The organism is Kitasatospora sp. NPDC088783, assembly GCF_044750705.1.
Classification (GTDB): Bacteria; Actinomycetota; Actinomycetes; order Streptomycetales; family Streptomycetaceae; genus Kitasatospora; species Kitasatospora fiedleri.
The window spans coordinates 84,365-105,128 of the sequence record NZ_JBIVKJ010000006.1; the positions used below are offsets into that span (position 1 = coordinate 84,365).

Below are 20,764 nucleotides of genomic sequence, written 5' to 3' on the forward strand. Positions count from 1 at the left end.
CCCGGCCGCTACCGCGTCAGCAGCTCCTCCAGGACGTCCGCCCCCTTCGAGGCGCCGCCCGCCCCGCGCACGATCCGGCGCAGGGCCGCCGCCCGGGGGCGGCAGGACCCGGCCTCCCGGACGGCCTCGCGGAGGCCCCGCACGGTCGGCTCGGCGAGCGTCCTGCCGACCCGCATCTCCTCCGCCCGCCGGGCGATCGCCCGCTGTTCCGGGATCTGCGGCACCGCCACGAGGGGCACCCCGTGGTAGAGCGACTCCATCACCGAGTTCATCCCGACGTGGCTCAGGAACACCTCGGCGTGCCGCAGCACCGCCACCTGCGGCACGTGCGCGTGCACCTCGACGTTGGCCGGGACCGGGCCCAGCGACTCCCGGTCCAGCCCGCCCACCGCCATGACGACCTGCCAGTCGCCGTCCCCGAACGCCTCGATGCAGGTCCGGTAGAACTCGGGCCGGTCGTTGAAGACGGTTCCCAGCGAGATCAGCAGCACCGGGGCCCGCGACCGGGGACTCCACTCCTCGGCGGCCTGCCGGCTGCTCAGCGACGGCCCGACGAAGTGGAAGCGCTCGTCGAAGGTGTCCCCCGCCGGCTGGAACTCGCGGGGGACGAACACCAGGCTCGTCGGGGGCACGTGACCGAACATCAGGTCCGGGTCGTCCAGGAAGGCGTGGCCCTGCGCGAACTTCCCCATGTCCTGGACCGCGGCCACCAGCCGGGGGTGGGTGTGGTCGAAGTCGGCCGGCAGGTACACCTGCGCCGCCGAGAAGGACTCGTTCTCCGCGAAGGTCGGCACCAGGGAGACCTCCCGCACCCGGAGCAGGTTCGCCAGCATCCGCCCGGTGAAGGTCACCGAGTCGTAGCACACCGCGTCCGGCGGGTCGGCCGCGAAGTGCGCGGCCAGGACCGGGAAGGAGGCACGCGCGTCGTCGAGGTAGTACTCCATCGTCACGGCGAGCTGTTCCGCCGTGAACTCGCCCCGCGCGGCCATGCCGGGCGGCAGCTGCGAGGGCAGGGTCACCGGCGACGCCCCGGCGGCGACGGCGGCGCCCACGGCGGCCGGTCCCGTGGCGTAGCTGACCCGGTGGCCGCGCCGGACCAGCTCTTCGACCAGCGGCAGGGTCGGGTTCACGTGCCCGGACGCGGGCGCGCTCACGAAGGCGAAGTGGGCCATCAGCCCTCCTCCAGGATGACCGGCAGGGTCTTGTGGCCGTTGGTGAAGAAGGAACCCAGCGGTTCGAGTGCGGACGACGGGACGGCCAGCCGCAGCCGGGGGAAGCGGGAGAACAGCGCGGACAGCGCCGTCGTCGCCTCCAGTTTCGCCAGCGGGCTGCCGAGGCAGAAGTGCACGCCGTGCCCGAAGGTGAGGTGGTCGGCCCGCGACGGCCGGGCGACGGAGAAGTCCTCCGCGTCGGCCCCGTGCTGCGCCGGGTCGCGGCCGACCGCGCCGAAGGACAGCAGGATCGCCTCGCCCTTGCCGATCCGCACGCCGTCCGCGGCGATGTCCTCCACCGCGTAGCGCAGCGGCAGGTTCGGCACCGGTGCCTGCCAGCGCAGTGTCTCGTCCACCACGTCCTCCCACGTGCTGGTCCCGGACCGCACCAGGGCGAGCTGGGACGGGTGGGTGGCCAGCGCGTGGACGGCGTGGTCGAGCAGGTTGACCGTCGTCTCGAAGCCGGCGGAGATGGTCAGCAGCAGGGTGTCCAGCAGTTCCCGCTCGGACAGCCGGGTGCCGTCCGCCTCCTGCGCGGAGATCAGGTCGCTGGTCATGTCGTCGCCGGGGTCGCGCCGTTTGGCGGCCACGAGTTCCTTGAGCAGCATGTACAGCTCGCCGGAGGCGGCCTGCACCCCCGCCGGGTCCGCGTCGAGGCTGAACACCGCGTCCACCAGCCGCCGCAGGTCCGCGCCCGTCTCCGCGGTCACCCCGAACAGTCCGGTGATGACCTGGATCGGCAGCGGGAACGCGAACCGCGCGCGCAGGTCGACCGGCTGCCCCGGCGGCACCGCGGCCAGGTCGGCGATCAGGCCGGCCGTGATCTCCTCGATGCGCGGCCGCATCGCTTCGATGCGGCGCGGGGTGAACGCCTTGGCCACCAGGCTGCGCAGCCTGGTGTGGTCGGCCCCGTAGGCGGTGAACATGTTCTGCATCGCGACCCACATGATCAGCGGCCAGTCCGGCGGGATGTCGCCGTCGCGCCACATGGGCCAGTGCTTGTTCGCGTCCTTGGAGACCCTCGGGTCGAGCAGCAGCTTCTTCGCCAGGTCGTGCCCGGTGACGGCCCAGGCCGACACGCCGCCGGGCAGCCGGACGCGGGTGGCCGGGCCGCGCTCGCGCAGGGCGGCGGCCTCGCCGAAGATGTCGCCGCCCGAGGGGTCGATGACGTAGGCGTCGACGGGCGGGGTCTGCGCGCGCACCGGCTCGGTGAAGGCGGTGGTGGTGCGGGGCCTGGGCGGTTCGGTGACCTCCAGCAGGGCCGCGGTGAACCGCGACCCCATGCCGAGGCCGATCGACATGACGGTGTCGCCGGGCTTGAGTGTCTCGTCGTGCAGCAGGTGGTCGATGCCGAGCAGTTGGTCGCACGGCCCGACGTGGCCGAGCTCGCGCAGCATCGGCCAGGTGGTGCGGCCCAGGTCGATGCCGAGCGGCTCCAGCACGACGACCTCCAGTTGGGCCAGGCCCAGACCGGTGACGACGAACCTGGTGATGTCGGCGATGTCGACGCCGCCCTCCTTGGCGGCCTGCTCGACCGCGGTGACCAGGGCCCCGCTCATCAGCGTCAGGTACGGCGCCAGGCCGGTGACCTCGATCGGCGTGCGGTTCCGGTGGCCCGCGGGGTCCGGGATCGTCGGGGTGGCGAGGACCTCCATCTGGGTCGCGGAGCTGTTGGCGGTCGCGACCAGCCGCGCCCGGCCGGACTCGCGGTTGAGCACGGCCGCGGCCGCACCGTCGGCCAGGAAGATCCCGATGCTGGGCTGCCAGCGTTCCCAGCGCGGCGGCAGGAACCGGGCGGTGGCGGTGACCAGGGTCGCGGTCGCGGCCGGGTCGGCCACCAGGTGCGCGGCGGCGGACTGCAGCGCGGCCGAACCGCCGTTGCTGGTCGCCTCGACCTCGTAGACGAGGGCGTGGCCGAGGCCGAGGACGCGTTGCAGGTGGCAGGAGGACGCCATGTGGTCCTGGTGGTCCATCTGGGCGTAGGCGGCCATGGCGATGTCGGCGCCGGTGAGGCCGGACTCGCGCAGGGCGCCGATCGCCGCGTGCACGGCCATCGCGTGCTCGGTGACGTCGTCGGAGCTGGTGAACGACACGAAGTCCGACAGGGCGAGCAGCCGTCGCATGGTCGCGGTGTCGGGCACGGCCTGCGTCGCGGGCGTGCGGGGCGGCAGGTACCGTCCCGTTCCGCCGATGTACACGTTGTCCCAGATCATGCGTGGTCCTTTCCCCTGAGTTCGGACAGCCCGGCGCCGTATCCGGTGAAGTCGAGGAGCCAGGTGCTGATGGCCAGCGCCGTGGCCGCGGAGTGCTCCTCCAGGACGGTGAAGTGGTCGCCCGGGACGGTGAGCACGTCCTGCGCGGTGGTGGAGAGTCGGGGCCACGGGCGCTTCCCGGTGCCCACCAGCAGCACCGGCGCGGTGACGGGCTCCGGGGCGCCGGCCAGATCGAGGTAGCGGCCCATGGCCACCAGCCGGTCGTCGTCGACCGGCTGGACCTGGTGGCCGGCGTCGAGCATGCCGGTGAGCACACCCGGCAGGTCGTCGGGGTAGCCGTCGATGAGCACCACCGCGCTGGGCCGGGCCCCGCGCCGCTCCAGTTCCCCGGCGGTCGCTAGCGCCAGCCACGCGCCCACCGAACGGCCGACCAGCACCGGCGCGGCGACCGCCGACGCGGCATCGGCGAGCGCGCGGACCAGGACGTCGGCGTCCGCGGGCAGCGGGTCGCCGGCGAAGCCCGGCAGGGTGACCGCCGTGACGTCACGGGCGGCCTCCAGCGCGGCGGCGAACCGCCCGTACTCCTCGATGCCGCCGGACGCCAGCGCGGACGGCAGGCAGACCAGCGAGGGCTGGAGGAAGCCGGTCGCGAGGGCGACCGCCCCGGCCTTGGGCGCGTCGGTGGCCGGGCTCAGCCGGGACGCCGTGGCGAGCAGGTCGAGGCCGTCCTGCGCGCGGCCGACGTCGAGGGCCTTGCGCAGCAGGCGCTCCATCGGCCCGGTGACCCGGTTCTCCGGCGAGCACAGCTGCCCGTAGAGGTGGTGGACGAGCTGTTCGGGCGTCGGGAAGTCGAAGACGAGGGTCGCCGGGAGCTGGAGCCCGGTGGCCGCGTTGAGCCGGTTGCGCAGCTCGATGGCGGTCAGCGAGTCGACGCCGTGGTCGCGGAACGGCTGACGCGGGTCGTCGATCCCGCCGGGGGCCATCGCGAGGATGCTCGCACTGTGCCTGACGACCAGGTCGAGCAGCAGGGCGCGCTGCTCGGGCTCGGGCAGGGCTCCGAGCCGGGCCCGCAGCTCGTCCGGGCCGGCCGCCGGTGCCGGCGCGCGCCGCGGCCGGGCGAGTCCGCGCAGCAGCGCGGGCGGGGTGTCGATCGCCGCGAGGTCGAGGCGGACCGGCACCAGCGCCGGGCGTCCGCCGGCCAGGGCGGTGTCGAACAGGCCGAGGGCCTGCTCGGTGGCCAGCGGCAGCATGCCGGTCCTCGCCAGCCGGCGGTGGTCCGCCTCGGTCAGGTTCCCGGTGATGCCGCTGGACTCGGCCCACTGGCCCCAGGCGAGGGAGGTGGCCGGCAGGCCGCGCGCGTGCCGGTGCTCGGCGAGCGCGTCGAGGAACGCGTTCGCGGCGGCGTAGTTGGCCTGCCCGGGGGTGCCGAACACCCCGGCCGCCGAGGAGAACAGCACGAACGCCCGCAGGTCCAGGTGCTCGGTGGCCTCGTGCAGGTGCCACCCGGCATCGGCCTTCGCGCGCAGCACCGTGTCGACTTGCTCCGGTGTCATCGTTCCCACCAGGGCGTCGTCGACGACCCCGGCGGCGTGCACGACGACCCGCAGGTCGGGGATCGAGGCGACGAGGTCCCGCAGTGCCGCGCGGTCGCCGGCGTCGCAGGCGACCACGGTGAGGGCGGCGCCCAGCTCCTGCCGGAGTCCGGGCGGCTCGACGCCGCGGCGGCCGGCGAGCACCACGTGCCGGGCGCCGTGCCGCGCGACCAGGTGCCGGGCGACCAGGACGCCGAGGGTGCCGGTGCCGCCGGTGATCAGCACGGTGCCGTCCAGGGGCGCGCCGTCCAGGGGCCCGGCAGACCCGGCCGGGGCGGCCGGGGTGGCCCGCACCAGCCTCGGCACGAGGGCGGTACCGTCGCACAGCCGGATCTCGGGCTCGCCGTCGGCCACGGCGGCGCGCACCGCGGCGGGCGCCGCCCGCCGCGAGGCGGCCGTGCCGTCGTGCCGGACGGTCAGGATGCGCCCGGGGTTCTCGTGGTGCGCGCTGCGCAGGAAGCCGCGGGCGGCGGCCGAGGCCAGGTCGTCGCCGGTGAGGACCACGAGCCGGGCCGGCGTGTCGGTGGCCAGGAACTCCCGGACCCTGCCGAGCAGTTCCCGGGTCACCGCGTGGGCGGCCTCAGCCGGTTCGCCCTCGCCGGCGACCTCGTGGAGGACCGTCTCGGTGCCCGGGCCGTCCGGTGCCGCCATCGGGGTCCAGTCGACGGCGAACAGCGTGTTCGGCCGGGGCCCGGCCCCGTGGCCCGCCGCTTCGACGGGCCGCAGGACGATCTCGTCGATGCTGACGACCGGCGTCCCGGCGGTGTCGGTGATCCGCACCGCGTAGGTGTCCGGCCCGGTCGGGTGCAGCACCACGCGGACCGTCGCGGCCGACCCGGTGACCGACACGCCGGAGAACGAGAAGGGCAGCCGCGCCGGGCTGCCGCCGTCCTCGGCCGCGGGGCCGGCGAGCAGGGTCAGCGGCTGGATGGCGGCGTCCAGGAGCGCGGGGTGGACGCGGTAGCCGGTGAGCTGCCCGGGATCCGCCGGGAAGCTCACCTCGGCGTGCAGGTCCTCGCCGTGCCGCCGGACGCCGGTGAGTCCCCGGAAGGTCGGCCCGTAGTCGTAGCCGGCTTCGGCGAGCCGGTCGTAGAGCGGGCCGATGTCGATCGGCACGGCCTCGCCGGCGTCCGTGCCGGGCTCGGCCGTCCGGTCGGCCCGCTCCGCCGGCGGGCTGAGCACGCCGGTCGCGTGGCGGGTCCACTCGTCGGGCTCGGCGGAGGTGCGGGAGTGGACGGTGACGGGTCGGCGTCCGGTGTCGTCGGGCGCGCCGACGGTGACCTGCACGTGCACACCGTCGCGCTCGGACAGCACGAGCGGCGCCTCCAGGACCAGTTCGGACAGGACGGGGCTGGCCGTGTGCTCGCCGGCGTGGACGGCCAGGTCCACGAACGCCATCGCGGGCAGCAGGGGCGAGCCCGCGATGACGTGTTCGGTGAGCCACGGGTGGGCGGACCCGGAGAGCTTCCCGGTCAGTACCACGCCCTGCCCGTCGGGGAGCTTCACCAGGGACCGCAGCAGCGGGTGGTCGGGCGTGTCGGGGCCCTCCGACGCGGTGGTGGGCCGGAGCCAGTAGTGCTGGTGCTGGAAGGCGTACGAGGGCAGCCGCGCACCCGACTTCCCCACCGGCGGGGTCCAGTGCACCGCGCCGTCCACCCACAACCGCCCCAGACCGGCGAACAGCCGCTCCACGGAATCCCCCTGACGCCGCATCAACCCGTTCGCCACCAACGACGGGTGCGGACCCACCTCCACAAACCCTGTGACGCCCTGGCCCGTCAGCCACTCCCTCGCGTCCGCGAACCGCACCGGCTCCCGCACCTGACGCACCCAGTACCCCGGCTCCCCCAGCTCCACCGGACACCCCGCCACCGTGGAGACCACCGGAATCACCGGCTCACCGAACGACAACCCCCCAGCGACCTCCGCGAGTTCACCCAGCACCGGCTCCATCCGCGCCGAATGGAACGCGTGACTGACCTCCAACCGCCGCACCCGACGCCCACGCCCCCGCCACACCCCGGCGACCACCGCCACCGCCGCCTCGTCACCCGACACCACCACCGCGTCCGACGCGTTGACCGCCGCCACCTCCACACCCGCCACCAGCGACCCCACCACCTCCTGAACCGACGCCTGCACCGACACCATCGCCCCACCACCGGGCAACGCCTGCATCAACCGGCCCCGCGCCCCCACCAACCGCGCCGCGTCCTCCAGCCCCAACACCCCCGCCACATGGGCCGCCGCCACCTCACCCACCGAATGCCCCACCACGAAGTCCGGCCGAACCCCCAGCCACTCCACCAACCGGAACAACGCCACCTCCAACGCGAACACCGCACCTTGCGTGAACCGCGTCTCCCCCAACACCCCCTCCCCGTCCTCGAACAACACCTCCACCGGCAACCCCAACACCCCGCACACCTCGTCCAACACCCGCGCGAACACCGGAAACACCTCGTACAGACCCCGACCCATCCCCGCCCACTGACCACCCTGACCGGAGAACACGAACGCCGACTTCCCCGAGTCGCGGGCCTCGCCGGTCACCAGCCCGGGATGCGCCTCCCCGCGGACCAGGGCCGCCAGGGCCTCCGGCCCGGTCACCACGGCCCGGTGGGCGAAGCGGGCCCGCGCGGCGAGCGCGGCGGCGATTGCGTCCGCGTCCGCGTCGGGGGCCTCGGCCGCGTACGCCTGTAGCCTGCGGGCCTGGGCCCGGAGCGCCTGCTCGGACTTGGCCGACAGCAGCCACGGCACCGGCGCGCCGGCTGCGGGCGCGGACGTGGGAGTGGCAGGGGAGTCGGACGATGCCTCCTCTGCCGGGTCCGGGTCCGGTGCCTCCAGGATCACGTGCGCGTTGGTGCCGCTGATGCCGAACGCCGAGACGCCCGCCCGGCGGGGACGCCCCGTCTCCGGCCACGGCCGGGCCTCGGTCAGCAGGGCGACCCGGCCCGCCGACCAGTCGACGTGCGAAGTCGGTGTGTCGACGTGCAGGGTCCGTGGCAGCTGACCGTGCCGCATCGCCATCACCATCTTGATCACACCGGCGACGCCCGCCGCCGCCTGGGTGTGCCCGATGTTGGACTTCACCGACCCCAACCACAGCGGCTCGGAACGGTCCTGACCGTAGGCGGCCAGCAGCGCCTGGGCCTCGATCGGGTCGCCGAGCGTGGTGCCGGTGCCGTGCGCCTCCACCGCGTCCACCTCGGACGGCTGCAACCCGGCATTGGCGAGGGCCTGCTGGATGACGCGTTCCTGGGAGGGGCCGTTGGGCGCGGTGAGGCCGTTGGACGCGCCGTCCTGGTTGACCGCCGAGCCCCGCACCACCGCCAGCACCCGGTGTCCGTTGCGGCGGGCGTCCGACAACCGCTCCAGCAGCACCAGGCCGACGCCCTCGCCCCAGCCCGTGCCGTCGGCCGCCTCGGCGAAGGCCTTCACCCGACCGTCGGCGGCGAGCCCCCGCTGCCGGGAGAAGTCGATGAAGGCGGCGGGTGTCGCCATGATCGTGACACCGCCGGCCAGGGCCAACGAGCACTCGCCCGAGCGCAGCGCCTGCGCCGCCAGGTGGATCGCCACCAGCGAGGACGAGCACGCCGTGTCCACCGAGACCGCCGGGCCCTCCAGCCCCAGTAGGTAGGACACCCGTCCGGAGGTCACACTCATCGCCGTGCCGGTGGCCACGTAGCCGTCCGCGTCGCGCGAGATCTGGTCCACTCCGCCCGCGTAGCCGGATGCCCAGATGCCGGTGAACACGCCCGTCCGGCTGCCCCGCAAGGACGTCGGATCGATGCCCGCGTCCTCGAACGTCTCCCACACCGTCTCCAGCAGCACCCGCTGCTGCGGGTCCATCGCCAGTGCTTCGCGCGGCGAAATACCGAAGAATCCCGCATCGAACCCGCCTGCGGCGTCGAGGAAACCGCCCCGTCGCGTGTACGACGTCCCCGGGCCACCCGCCGGATCGTAGAGACGGCCCACGTCCCACCCACGGTCCGACGGGAACCCACCCACCGCGTCCGTCCCGCCCGCGACCAGATCCCACAACTCCTGCGCGGAGCCCACCCCACCCGGGTAGCGGGCCCCCAGCCCGACCACCACGACCGGATCACCCGACACCGCGACCCCGGCCGGGACGGGCACGGCCGTCCGGCGCTCCTTGCCGAGGACCACCGCACGCAGGTGTTCGGCCAATCGGGCCGGAGTCGGGTGGTCGAAGACCATCGTCGCGGGCAGCCGCACCCCGACCGCCGTGGACAGCCGGTTGCGCAGTTCCACCGCGGTGAGCGAGTCGAAGCCCAGGTCCTTGAAGGCCAGGTCGGCACCGATCTCGTCGCTGCGGCCCAGCACGGCCGAGGCGTGGGTGCGGACCAGGTCGAGCAGGAGCTCGCGTTGCCGGTCCTCGGGGAGCGATCCCAGCCGGCCCGCCAGTCCGGTGGTCCGCACCGGTTTGCGGGCGCGTGCCAGCGCGCGCAGCACCGGCCGGTCGCCCAGCGCGGACACCTTGAGCACGGCCGCGACCACTGCCGGTTCCGCGCTGTCCAGGCCCCCGTCGAACAGCCCGAGTCCGTAGTCGGTGGCCATCGGCAGCAGCCCCGCGCGGGCGAGGCGTGCACGGTCGGTGTCGGTGAGGTTCCCGGTCAGCCCGCTGTCCTCGGCCCACTGCCCCCAGGCCAGTGACACGCCCGGCAGGCCCAGGGCGCGCCGGTGGGCGGCCAGGCCGTCGAGGTAGGCGTTGGCCGCGGCGTAGTTGGCCTGTCCGGGGCTGCCGAGCGTGCCGGCCGCGGAGGAGAAGAGGACGAACGCCGTCAGGTCCCGTTCCCGGGTGAGTTCGTGCAGGTGCCAGGCGGCCCGGGCCTTGGGCTCCCAGACCGCGGCGAGACGCTCGGGCGTCAGGGACTCGACCACCGCGTCGTCGAGCACACCGGCCGCGTGCACGACCGCCGTCAGCGGGTGCGCGGCCGGGATCGCGTCCAGCACCGCCGCCAGCGCGTCCCGGTCGGCCACGTCACAGGCCGCCACGGTCACCTCCGCGCCCAGCCCGGCCAGTTCCGCGCGCAACGCCGTCCCGCCACCACGGCGGCTCACCAGCACCAGGTGCCGCACACCCCGCTCGGCCACCAGGTGCCGGGCCACCCGGCTCCCCAGCGTCCCCGTACCGCCGGTGATCAGCACCGTACCGGCCGCGTCGAGATCTGCGGGAACGGTCAGGACGATCTTCCCCACGTGCGCGGCCCGGCTCATGAACCGGAAGGCGTCCCGCGCGCGGCGGACGTCCCAGGTGGTGAGCGGTGGCAGGCGCAGCTCTCCTGCGCCGAGCAGCCGGACGGCCTCGGCCAGGATCTCCCCGAGCCGCTCCGGTCCCGCGTCGGCCAGGTCGAAGGCCAGCACGCCGGGCCGGACGTCGGCCTTGCCCATCTCCACGAACCGCCCGCCGGGCGCGAGCAGCCGCAGGGAGGCGTCCAGGAACTCGCCGGACAGCGAGTTCAGCACCACGTCGAAGGGGCCGAACCGGTCGGCGAACTCCAGGGTCCGGGACGAGGCGATGTGGTCCTCGTCCAGCCCCAGGGCGCGCAGCGCGTCCCACTTGTCCGGGCTCGCGGTCGCGTGGACGTCCGCGCCCCAGAGCCGCGCGAGCTGGACCGCCGCCGTGCCGACGCCGCCGGTGCCGGCGTGGATCAGCACCCGGTCACCGGCCTTCAGCCCGCCCAGGTCGCGCAGGCCGTACCAGGCGGTCAGGAAGGCGATCGGCACGGTGGCGGCCTGGGCGAACGTCCACTCGTCGGGGATGCGCACCAGCACCCTGTGGTCGGCGACGGCCACCCGGCCGAACGCGCCGGGCAGCAGCCCGGCGACCCGGTCGCCCGGCCGCAGCCCGGTGACCTCGGTGCCGACCTCGGTGACGACGCCCGCGCCCTCGCTGCCGAGCAGCGCCGGGTCCGGGTAGACGCCGAGGGCGATCAGCACGTCCCGGAAGTTCAGGCCGGCCGCCCGCACGGCGACGCGCACCTCCCGGGGCCCGGGCGGGGCCTGCTCGTACGGCAGGAAGGCGAGGTCGTCCAGGCTGCCCGTGCCCGCCTGCGTCAGCCGTCCGTCGAACGCCTCCGGTGCGGAGCGCACGAGCCGGGGCACGTGGACGGCCCCCCGGCGCACCGCCACCTGGTCCTCGTCGCCGACCGACAGGCCCTCGGGCAGCTCGTCGGCGTCCACGAGCACGAACCGGCCGGGGTGCTCGGACTGCGCGGACCGGACCAGGCCCCACACGGCCGCGGCTTCCGGATCGCCCACCCCGTCACCGGGGACGACGGCGACCGCGCCCCGCGTGCGCACCACGAGCCGCTCGCCGGGCCCGGCCAGGAAGTCCTGGACGGCCGTCAGCGCCTCGGCGACCGAGCCGGGCGAGACGACGGCGTCGCCGAGCGCGCCTTCGCCGGGGGTCAGCGGAATCCAGTCGAGGACGTACAGCGGGCCGCGTTCGGCCATCGGACGGGTGGTCAGCGCCTCGATGGTCGCCACCGGCTCGCCGGAGCGGTCCGCCAGGTGGACGGCGTACGCGCCGGGGCCGGCCGCCGTCAGCCGTACGCGCGCGGAGGTCACGCCGGTGCGGTGGACCGCGATCCCGCTCAGCGAGAACGGCAACCGCACGTCGCCCTCCGTTCCGGCCAGCAGCGCCAGCGGGTGGAGGGCGGCGTCCAGCAGGGCCGGATGGACGGAGAACCGGGCCGCGTCCGGCACGGTGACCTCGGCGAACACCTCGTCGCCGCGGCGCCACACCGCCTGCACGGCCTGGAAGGCCGGACCGTACTCGTAGCCCGCCGCGGCGAGCGTGTCGTAGAGCCCGGTGACCGGTTCCGCACCGGTCGGCGGCCACTGCGTCAGCTCCCGCCCGGCCACGGGTTTCCCGCTCACCGTGCCGGTGGCGTGCCGCACCCAGCCGTCCGTACGGGACCGGACGTCGACCGTGCGGCGGCCGGTCGCGTCCGGCTCGCCCACGACGACCTGCACGTCCACCGCGCCGTCCGCGGGCAGCACCAGCGGCGCCTCCAGGACCAGTTCCTCCACCGCCGCCCCGGCCGCGTGCACCACCAGCTCGACGAACGCCGTCGCGGGCAGCAGCACCGTCCCCCGTACGGAGTGGTCCGCGAGCCAGGGGTGGGTGGCCAGGGAGAGGCGGCCCGTCAGGACCCGCTGCCCGCCCACCTCGACAGCGGCGCCGAGCAGCGGGTGGTCCACCGAGTCGAGCCCGGCCGCGGACACGTCTCCCGCGCCTGCGGCGAGCCAGAACCGCGTCCGCTGGAAGGGGTAGGTGGGCAGCGCCACCGGCTCCCCGCCGGGGAGCGGCCACCGCACCGGCACACCCGCGACGAACAGCCGCGCCGCCGCGGCCAGGAACTCGGCCGGGGTGCCGTGGTCACGGCGCAGCGTCCCGGTCACCGCACCCGTCTCGTGCTCCGCCAGCGCGGGCGTGAGCACCGGGTGCGGGCTGATCTCGACGAAGACGGTGCGGCCGTGGTCGAGCAGCGCACGGGTCGTCCGGTCGAACAGCACGGGTTCGCGGAGGTTGCGGTACCAGTAGGCGGCGTCGAGGGTGGCGGTGTCGATCGGCTCGCCGGTGACGGTGGAGTGGAAGGGGACCGTCGCCGGGTGGGGTGTGAGGTCGGCCAGGTCGGTGAGCAGGTGCTCGCGGACCGCCTCGACCTGCGCGGAGTGCGCCGCGTAGTTGACGGGCAGGCGGCGGGCGCGGACGCCGTCGGCCTCACAGGCCGTCAACAGTTCGTCCAGCGCGTCCAGGTCACCCGACACGACGACCGAACCAGGGGCGTTGACCACCGCCACCGTCAGCCGACCGTCCCAGCGGGCCGTGAACGCGACGGCCTGCTCGTGCCCGAGACCGACCGAGACCATCCCGCCCTGGTCCGCCAGGGCGACCAAGGCCCTACTGCGCAACGCCACCACCTTCGCCGCGTCCTCCAACGACAACGCGCCCGCCACGTACGCCGCCGCGATCTCCCCCTGCGAATGCCCGACGACCGCGTCCGGCTCCACCCCGTGCGCCCGCCACAACTCCGCCAACGCCACCATCACCGCGAACAACGCGGGCTGCACCACCTCCACCCGCTCCAACGACCCACCACCGGTCAGCACCTCCACCAACGACCAGCCCGTGAACGGCTCCAGAGCAGCGGCACACGCATCGATCGCCGCACGGAACACCGGCTCCGAGCCGTACAACTCCCCACCCATCCCCACCCACTGCGCACCCTGCCCCGGGAACACGAACACCGACCGGCCCGGCGCACCCGCGACACCCGTGACCAGACCCGGCACCGACCGACCCTCCGCCAGCGCCTCCAACGCCTCCGCACCATTCACCACCACGGCCCGGTGCTCGAACACCGTCCGGGCAGCCAGCGCGCCCCCGACCGCCGCCGGACCCACCTCGGGGTGCGCGGCGACGAACTCGCCCAACCGGCGCGCCTGTTCCCGCAACGCCGGCTCCGACTTCGCCGACAGCACCCACGGCACCACCCCGCCCGCAGACCCCGCCGAAACCCCGACCGGCTCCTCGGCCACCGCCTCGATCACCACGTGCGCGTTCGTACCGCTGATGCCGAACGCCGAGATGCCCGCGCGACGCGGACGGCCGTTGTCGGGCCAGGGCCGGGGCTCGGTGAGCAGCCGGATGTTTCCGGACTCCCAGTCGACGTGCGAGGTCGGCGCGTCGACGTGCAGGGTTCGCGGCAGTTCGGCGTGCCGCATCGCCATCACCATCTTGATCACACCGGCCGCACCCGCCGCCGCCTGGGTGTGGCCGATGTTGGACTTCACCGACCCCAACCACAGCGGCTCGTCCCGCCCCTGACCGTACGTCGCCAGCAGCGCCTGCGCCTCGATCGGGTCGCCCAGCGTCGTCCCCGTACCGTGCGCCTCCACCGCGTCCACCTCGGACGGGGACAGTCCGGCGTTCGCCAGCGCCTGGAGGATCACCCGCTCCTGCGACGGGCCGTTCGGCGCGCCGAGGCCGTTGGAGGTGCCGTCCTGGTTGACCGCCGAGCCCCGCACCACCGCCAGCACCCGGTGACCGTTGCGGCGGGCGTCCGACAGCCGCTCCAACAGCACGACACCTGCGCCCTCGCCCCACGCCGTCCCGTCCGCCGCCTCGGCGAACGCCTTCACCCGGCCGTCGGCAGCCAGGCCGCGCTGGCGGGAGAACTCGGTGAACCCCAGCGGGGTCGCCATCACGGTCACCCCGCCGGCCAGGGCCAGCGAGCACTCCCCCGAGCGGAGCGCCTGCGCCGCCAGGTGGAGCGCCACCAGCGAGGACGAGCAGGCGGTGTCCAGCGAGACCGCCGCGCCCTCCAGCCCCAGCAGGTAGGCGATCCGGCCGGAGGTCACGCTGGTCGCGGCGCCCGTACCGAGGTAGCCCTCGGCGTCGGCGGGTGCCCGGTCGCCGTAGCCGGAGGACCAGATGCCGGTGAACACGCCCGTCCGGCTGCCCCGCAGCGACGTCGGATCGATGCCCGCGTCCTCGAACGTCTCCCACGCGGTCTCCAGCAGCACCCGCTGCTGCGGGTCCATGGCCAGCGCCTCGCGCGGCGAGATCCCGAAGAACTCCGCGTCGAAGCCCGCCGCATCCGCGAGGAACCCACCCGACCGCGTGTACGACGTCCCCGGATGATCCGCGTCCGGATGGAACAACCCCTCGACGTCCCACCCGCGATCCGACGGGAACCCGCCGATCGCATCCACCCCACCCGACACCACACCCCACAACTCCTCCGGCGACCCCACCCCGCCCGGCAGTCGGCACCCCATCCCCACGATCACCACCGGATCGACCCCGGCGTCCACCGACGCCACCGGATCAACGCCCTTGGGCGCACCGAGGACCCGGCTCAGCAGGTGCTCGGCGAGTTGCCGCGGGGTGGGGTGGTCGAAGGTGACGGTGGCGGGCAGGTGCAGGCCGGTGGCGCTGTTGAGCCGGTTGCGCAGTTCGACGGAGGTCAGGGAGTCGAAGCCGAGGTCCTTGAACGGCTGCCCGTCCCGTACGGCCCCCGGTTCGCGGTGACCGAGCACGGCGGCGGTGTGGGCGGTGACCAGGTCGAGCGCGGCGCGCAGCCGTTCGGCCTCCGGCAGTGACCGCAGGCGGTCGGCGATCGCGCCGTGCCGCGCCGGGCGCCGGGCCGCCTTGCGGGAGACGAGGCCCTTGAGGGCCGCCGGGGCCGCGGAGGCGCTCGCCACCACGGACAGGTCGAGGCGGACCGGCACCAGCGCGGCCCGGTCCGCGGCCAGGGCCGCGTCGAACAGCGACAGGGCGTGGTCGGTGTCCAGCGGCACGACCCCGGCCCGCAGCAGCCGGTCCTGGTCGGCACCGGTCAGCCGCCCGGTCATGCCGCTCGGCTCGGCCCAGTAGCCCCAGGCGAGCGAGGTCGCCGGCAGGCCCTGGGCGCGCCGGTGCGCGGCGAGGGCGTCGAGGAAGGTGTTGGCTGCGGCGTAGTTGGCCTGTCCGGGGCTGCCGAGCGTGCCGGCCGCGGAGGAGAAGAGGACGAACGCCGCCAGGTCCCGTCCCCGGGTGAGCTCGTGCAGGTGCCAGGCGGCCCGCGCCTTGGGCTCCCAGACCGCGGCGAGACGCTCGGGCGTCAGGGACTCGACCACCGCGTCGTCGAGCACGCCCGCCGCGTGCACGACCGCCGTCAGCGGGTGCGCGGCCGGGATCGCGTCCAGCACCGCCGCCAGCGCGTCCCGGTCCGCCGCGTCGCACGCGGCCACCGTCACCTGCGCGCCCAGCCCCGCCAGTTCCGCGCGCAACGCCGCCCCGCCACCACGGCGGCTCACCAGCACCAGGTGCCGCACACCCCACTCGGCCACCAGGTGCCGGGCCACCAGGCCGCCCAGCGTCCCCGTACCGCCGGTGATCAGCACCGTACCGGCCGCGTCGAAACCCACCGGAACAGTCAGGACGATCTTCCCGACGTGACCGGCCCGGCTCATGAACCGGAACACGTCGACCGCGTCCCGGACGTGGCGTACGTCCAGCGGCAGCGGTGCGAACCCGCCGTCCGCGAAGGCCCGCAGGGCGGCGTCCAGGAGCTCGCCGAGCCGGTCCGGCCCCGCGTCGGCGATGTCGAACGCCCGGTAGACGATGTCGGGGTGGTCGGCCGCGTCGCGGATGTCGGTCTTGCCCATCTCCACGAACCGCCCGCCGGGCGCGAGCAGGCGCAGGGAGGCGTCCAGGAACTCACCGGACAGCGAGTTCAGCACCACGTCCATCGGGGGGAACTTCCGCTCGAACTCCAGGGTCCGCGACGAGGCGATGTGCTCCTCGTCCAGCCCGAGGCCACGCAGCACGTGCCACTTGCCCGGGCTCGCCGTGGCGAACACCTCGGCCCCGAGCCGCCGGGCCAGTTGGATCGCCGCCATGCCGACACCGCCCGTACCGGCATGGATCAGCACCCGGTCACCGGCCGCCGTCCGGCCCAGATCGCCCAGGCCGTACCACGCGGTCAGGAACACCACGGGCACCGACGCGGCCCTGGCGAACGTCCAGTCGTGGGGCATCCGCACCAGCAGCCGCTGGTCGGCCACGGCGACCGGGCCGAAGGCGCCGGGGACCAGGCCCATGACGCGGTCGCCGGGCCGGAACGGGCTGTCCGGGCCGGTTTCGAGGACGACGCCCGCGCCCTCGCCGCCCATCAGGGCCGCGCCGGGGTAGACGCCGAGGGCGATCAGCACGTCCCGGAAGTTGAGTCCGGCCGCCCGCACGGCGATCCGGACCTGCCCGGGCCGCAGCGGCTCCATGAGCTCCGGGCGGGGCACCAGCGCCAGGTCGTCGATGCTGCCGGTGCCCGTGTCCTCCAGCCGCCACGCCCCGGGCGGCGGGGTCAGGGCCGCGCCGACGCGGACCAGGCGGGGGACGCGCAGCGCCCCCTGACGTACCGCCAGTTCCGGCTCGTCCGTGCCGGCGATCAGCGCGGGGTCCCAGCTCGGGTCGGCGTCGACCAGCACGAACCGGTCGGGGTGCTCGGCGGCGGCGCTGCGGACCAGGCCCCGGACCATCGAGTGGTGGAGGCCGACCACGTCACCGGGCGCGGCGGCGACGGCGTTGCGGGTGACGACCGCCAGCCGCGTCCGCCCGCCCGCCAAGTGGTCCCGGATCACGGCGAGCACGCTCCGCGCGCTCTCGTACGCCGCCTCGACGGGGTCCGCCCCGGGCGCCGCCCCGGGCACCTCGTGGACGACCAGGTCCGCGAGGTCAGCGCCGGTCGGGGCCGGTTCGACGGGTACCCAGTCGAGTGCGTACAGGCTGTCCGGCACGGCGGCGGCGTCGCGGACGGTCAGCGACGTGATGACGGCGACCGGGGTGCCGTCCGGCTCGGCCACGGCCACGGTGTACGTGTCCGGCCCGGTGGCGGACAGGCGCACCCGCAGCGGCCCGCGGCCGGCGGGCCGGACCGCCACTCCGGTGAACGCGAACGGCAGACCGGCGCGGTCGGTGAGGAACGCCATGGGGTGCAGGGCGGCGTCGAGCAGCGCGGGGTGCAGGGCAAACGGTTCCTCGGCGGGGAGCTCCACCTCGGCGTAGACGGTGTCGCCGACCCGCCGGGCCGCCGTGACGCCCTGGAACGCCGGCCCGTACTCGTAGCCGAGTGCGGCCAGCGAGTCGTAGAGCCCGTCGACGTCGAGCGGCTCACCGGCCGACGGCCAGTCCCAGGCGCTCAGCACCGGCTCCTCGCCCAGGGTCCCGGTGGCGTGCCGCACCCACTCGTCGCCGTCGCGCGAGTACACCGTGAGGGGGTGGCGGCCGTCGTCCTCGGGCCCCACGACGACCTGGAGGTGCACCGGGGCGTCGTCGAGGACGAGCGGCGTTTCGAGCACCAGTTCCTCGACCGCCCGGCCGAGCCGACCGGCCGCGTGGGCGGCCAGCTCCGCGAACGCGGTGCCGGGCAGGAGGACGGCGCCCCGCACGGCGTGGTCGGCCAGCCACGGATGGGTGGTGAGCGAGATCCGCCCGCTGAGCACCGCGCCGTCGCGCAGCTCCACGAACGTGCCGAGCAGGGGGTGGTCGCCCGACGCCGCCGGGACGGGCCGCAGCCAGTACGGCTCGCGCTGGAAGGCGTACGTCGGCAGGCTGACGGGCTCGGTGGTGTCCGGGAACCGCCAGTCGACCGGGACACCGTGGACGTGCAGGCGGCCGAGCGAGGCGAGGAAGTCGTCCTGGTCGCGCCGGAGCGTGCCGGTGACCAGGAGGTCGGAGCCGTGCCGGTGGCCGGTCTCCTCCACGGCGGCGACCAGCACCGGGTGCGGGCTGACCTCGACGAAGACGGTGTGGCCGTGGTCGAGCAAGAGGCGGGTGGCGAGGTCGAAGCGTACGGGTTCGCGGAGGTTGCGGTACCAGTAGGCGGCGTCGAGGGTGGCGGTGTCGATCGGCTCGCCGGTGACGGTGGAGTGGAAGGGGACCGTCGCCGGGTGGGGTGTGATGTCGGCCAGGTCGGTGAGGAGTTGCTCGCGGACCGCCTCGACCTGCGCGGAGTGCGCCGCGTAGTTGACGGGCAGGCGGCGGGCGCGGATGCCGTCGGCCTCGCAGGCCGTCAACAGTTCGTCCAGCGCGTCCAGGTCACCCGACACCACCGCGCTGTCCGCCGAGTTGACCACCGCCACCGTCAGCCGACCGTCCCAACGGGCCGTGAACGCGACGGCCTGCTCGTGCCCGAGACCGACCGAGACCATCCCGCCCTGGTCCGCCAAGGCGACCAAGGCCCTACTGCGCAACGCCACCACCTTCGCCGCGTCCTCCAGGGACAACGCGCCCGCCACGTACGCCGCCGCGATCTCCCCCTGCGAATGCCCCACCACGGCGTCCGGCTCCACGCCGTGCGCCCGCCACAGCTCGGCCAATCCCACCATCACCGCGAACAGCGCGGGCTGCACCACCTCCACCCGCTCCAACGACCCACCACCGGTCAGCACCTCCACCAACGACCAGCCCGTGAACGGCTCCAGAGCAATGGCGCACGCATCGATCGCCGCACGGAACACCGGCTCCGAGGCGTACAACTCCCCACCCATCCCCACCCACTGCGCACCCTGCCCCGGGAACACGAACACCGACCGGCCCGGCGGACGGACGTCCCCGGTCACCAGACCCGGCGCTGTGCGGCCCTCGGCCAAGGCGTCCAACGCCTCCGCACCGCGCACCACCGCACGGTGCTCGAAACGCGACCGCCCCGCCAACGCCCGCCCCACCGCCACCGCGCCGACTCCCGGCTGCTCGGCCAGGAAAGCGCCCAGTCGGCGCGCCTGCTCCCGCAGCGCCGGCTCCGACTTCGCCGACAGCACCCACGGCACCACCCCGCCCGCAGACCCCGCCGAAACCCCGACCGGCTCCTCGGCCACCGCCTCGATCACCACGTGCGCGTTCGTGCCGCTGATGCCGAACGCCGACACACCGGCACGGCGGGGACGCCCGGTCTCCGGCCACGGCCGGGCCTCGGTCAGCAGGGCGACCCGGCCCGCCGACCAGTCGACGTGCGAGGTCGGTGCGTCCACGTGCAGCGTCGGCGGCAGCTGACCGTGCCGCATCGCCATCACCATCTTGATCACACCGGCGACGCCCGCCGCCGCCTGGGTGTGCCCGATGTTGGACTTCACCGACCCCAACCACAGCGGCTCGGAACGGTCCTGACCGTACGTCGCCAACAACGCCTGCGCCTCGATCGGGTCGCCGAGGGTGGTCCCGGTGCCGTGGGCCTCCGCCGCGTCCACCTCGGACGGGGACAGTCCGGCGCTGGCCAACGCCTGCCGGATGACGCGTTCCTGCGACGGACCGTTCGGCGCCGCGAGCCCGTTCGACGCACCGTCCTGGTTCACCGCCGAACCCCGCACCACCGCCAGCACCCGGTGACCGTTGCGCCGCGCATCGGACAGGCGTTCCAGCAGCAGCAGGCCGGCGCCCTCGCCCCAGGACGTCCCGTCGGCCGCCTCGGCGAACGCCTTCACCCGACCGTCGACGGCGAGCCCCCGCTGCCGGGAGAACTCGACGAACCCCGCGGGCGTCGCCATCACCGTCACCCCGCCGGCCAGCGCCAGCGAGCACTCCCCCGCCCGCAGCGCCTGCGCCGCCAGGTGGATCGCCACCAGCGACGACGAGCACGCCGTGTCCACCGACACCGCCGCGCCCTCCAGCCCCAGCAGGTACGACACCCGCCCGGACGTGGCACTGGTGGCGATGCCGGTGGCGAGGAAGCCTTCGAGGTCCGGCGGCGGCTGGTTGCCGTAGCCGGACGACCACAGGCCGGTGAAGACGGCCGTGCGGCTGCCGCCGAGTGCGGTCGGGTCGATCCCGGCGTCCTCGAACGTCTCCCACGCCGTCTCCAGCAGCACCCGCTGCTGCGGGTCCATCGCCAGCGCCTCGCGCGGCGAGATGCCGAAGAACCCGGCGTCGAACCCGGCGCCGTCGGCGAGGAAGCCGCCCGACCGGGTGTAGGTCGTGCCCGGCCGGTCCGGGTCGGGGTCGTGCACGACGTCCCAGCCGCGGTCCGGCGGGAACTCGCTGATCGCGTCGACACCGCCCGAGACCAGTCGCCACAGGCCGTCCGGGGACTCCACTCCGCCCGGGTAGCGGCAGCCCATGCCGATGATCGCGATCGGCTCGCGCGCGGCCTCCTCCAGGTCGGCGAGGCGCCTGCCGAGCACTCCCAGGTCGGCCGTGGCGCGCTTGAGGTAGGTGCGGAGCTTCTCTTCGTCAGACATC

The 20,764-nt window shown here is 74.8% G+C and carries 3 protein-coding genes; all 3 read right to left on the minus strand.

What is annotated here, in order from left to right; all coding sequences use genetic code 11:
* Positions 1–8: 8 nt before the first annotated feature.
* Genes ACIP60_RS18690 through ACIP60_RS18700 form a run of 3 tightly spaced genes read right to left on the minus strand, consistent with a single transcriptional unit; the run spans position 9 to position 20,763 of the window.
* On the minus strand, positions 9–1,172 hold the full coding sequence (locus ACIP60_RS18690; protein ID WP_400685614.1) for a macrolide family glycosyltransferase: 1,164 nt from the start codon (positions 1,170–1,172) through the stop codon (positions 9–11).
* Positions 1,172–3,424 carry a cytochrome P450 gene (locus tag ACIP60_RS18695; protein WP_400685617.1) on the minus strand — a complete coding sequence of 751 codons (2,253 nt, stop codon included), beginning with the start codon at positions 3,422–3,424 and terminating at the stop codon, positions 1,172–1,174. The genes ACIP60_RS18690 and ACIP60_RS18695 overlap by 1 nt, the downstream gene beginning before the upstream one ends.
* Entirely contained in the window at positions 3,421–20,763 is a 17,343-nt protein-coding gene (locus ACIP60_RS18700; RefSeq protein ID WP_400685620.1) for an SDR family NAD(P)-dependent oxidoreductase, read from the minus strand. Before ACIP60_RS18700 ends, ACIP60_RS18695 begins: the two co-directional genes overlap by 4 nt.
* Position 20,764: the final 1 nt, after the last annotated feature.

What these genes read in the sequence shown, in the direction of transcription:
- ACIP60_RS18690 (WP_400685614.1), bottom strand. Translation starts at nt 1,172, where the DNA reads ATGGCCCACTTCGCCTTCGTGAGCGCGCCCGCGTCCGGGCACGTGAAC.
- ACIP60_RS18695 (WP_400685617.1), bottom strand. Translation starts at nt 3,424, where the DNA reads ATGATCTGGGACAACGTGTACATCGGCGGAACGGGACGGTACCTGCCG.
- ACIP60_RS18700 (WP_400685620.1), bottom strand. Translation starts at nt 20,763, where the DNA reads ATGTCTGACGAAGAGAAGCTCCGCACCTACCTCAAGCGCGCCACGGCC.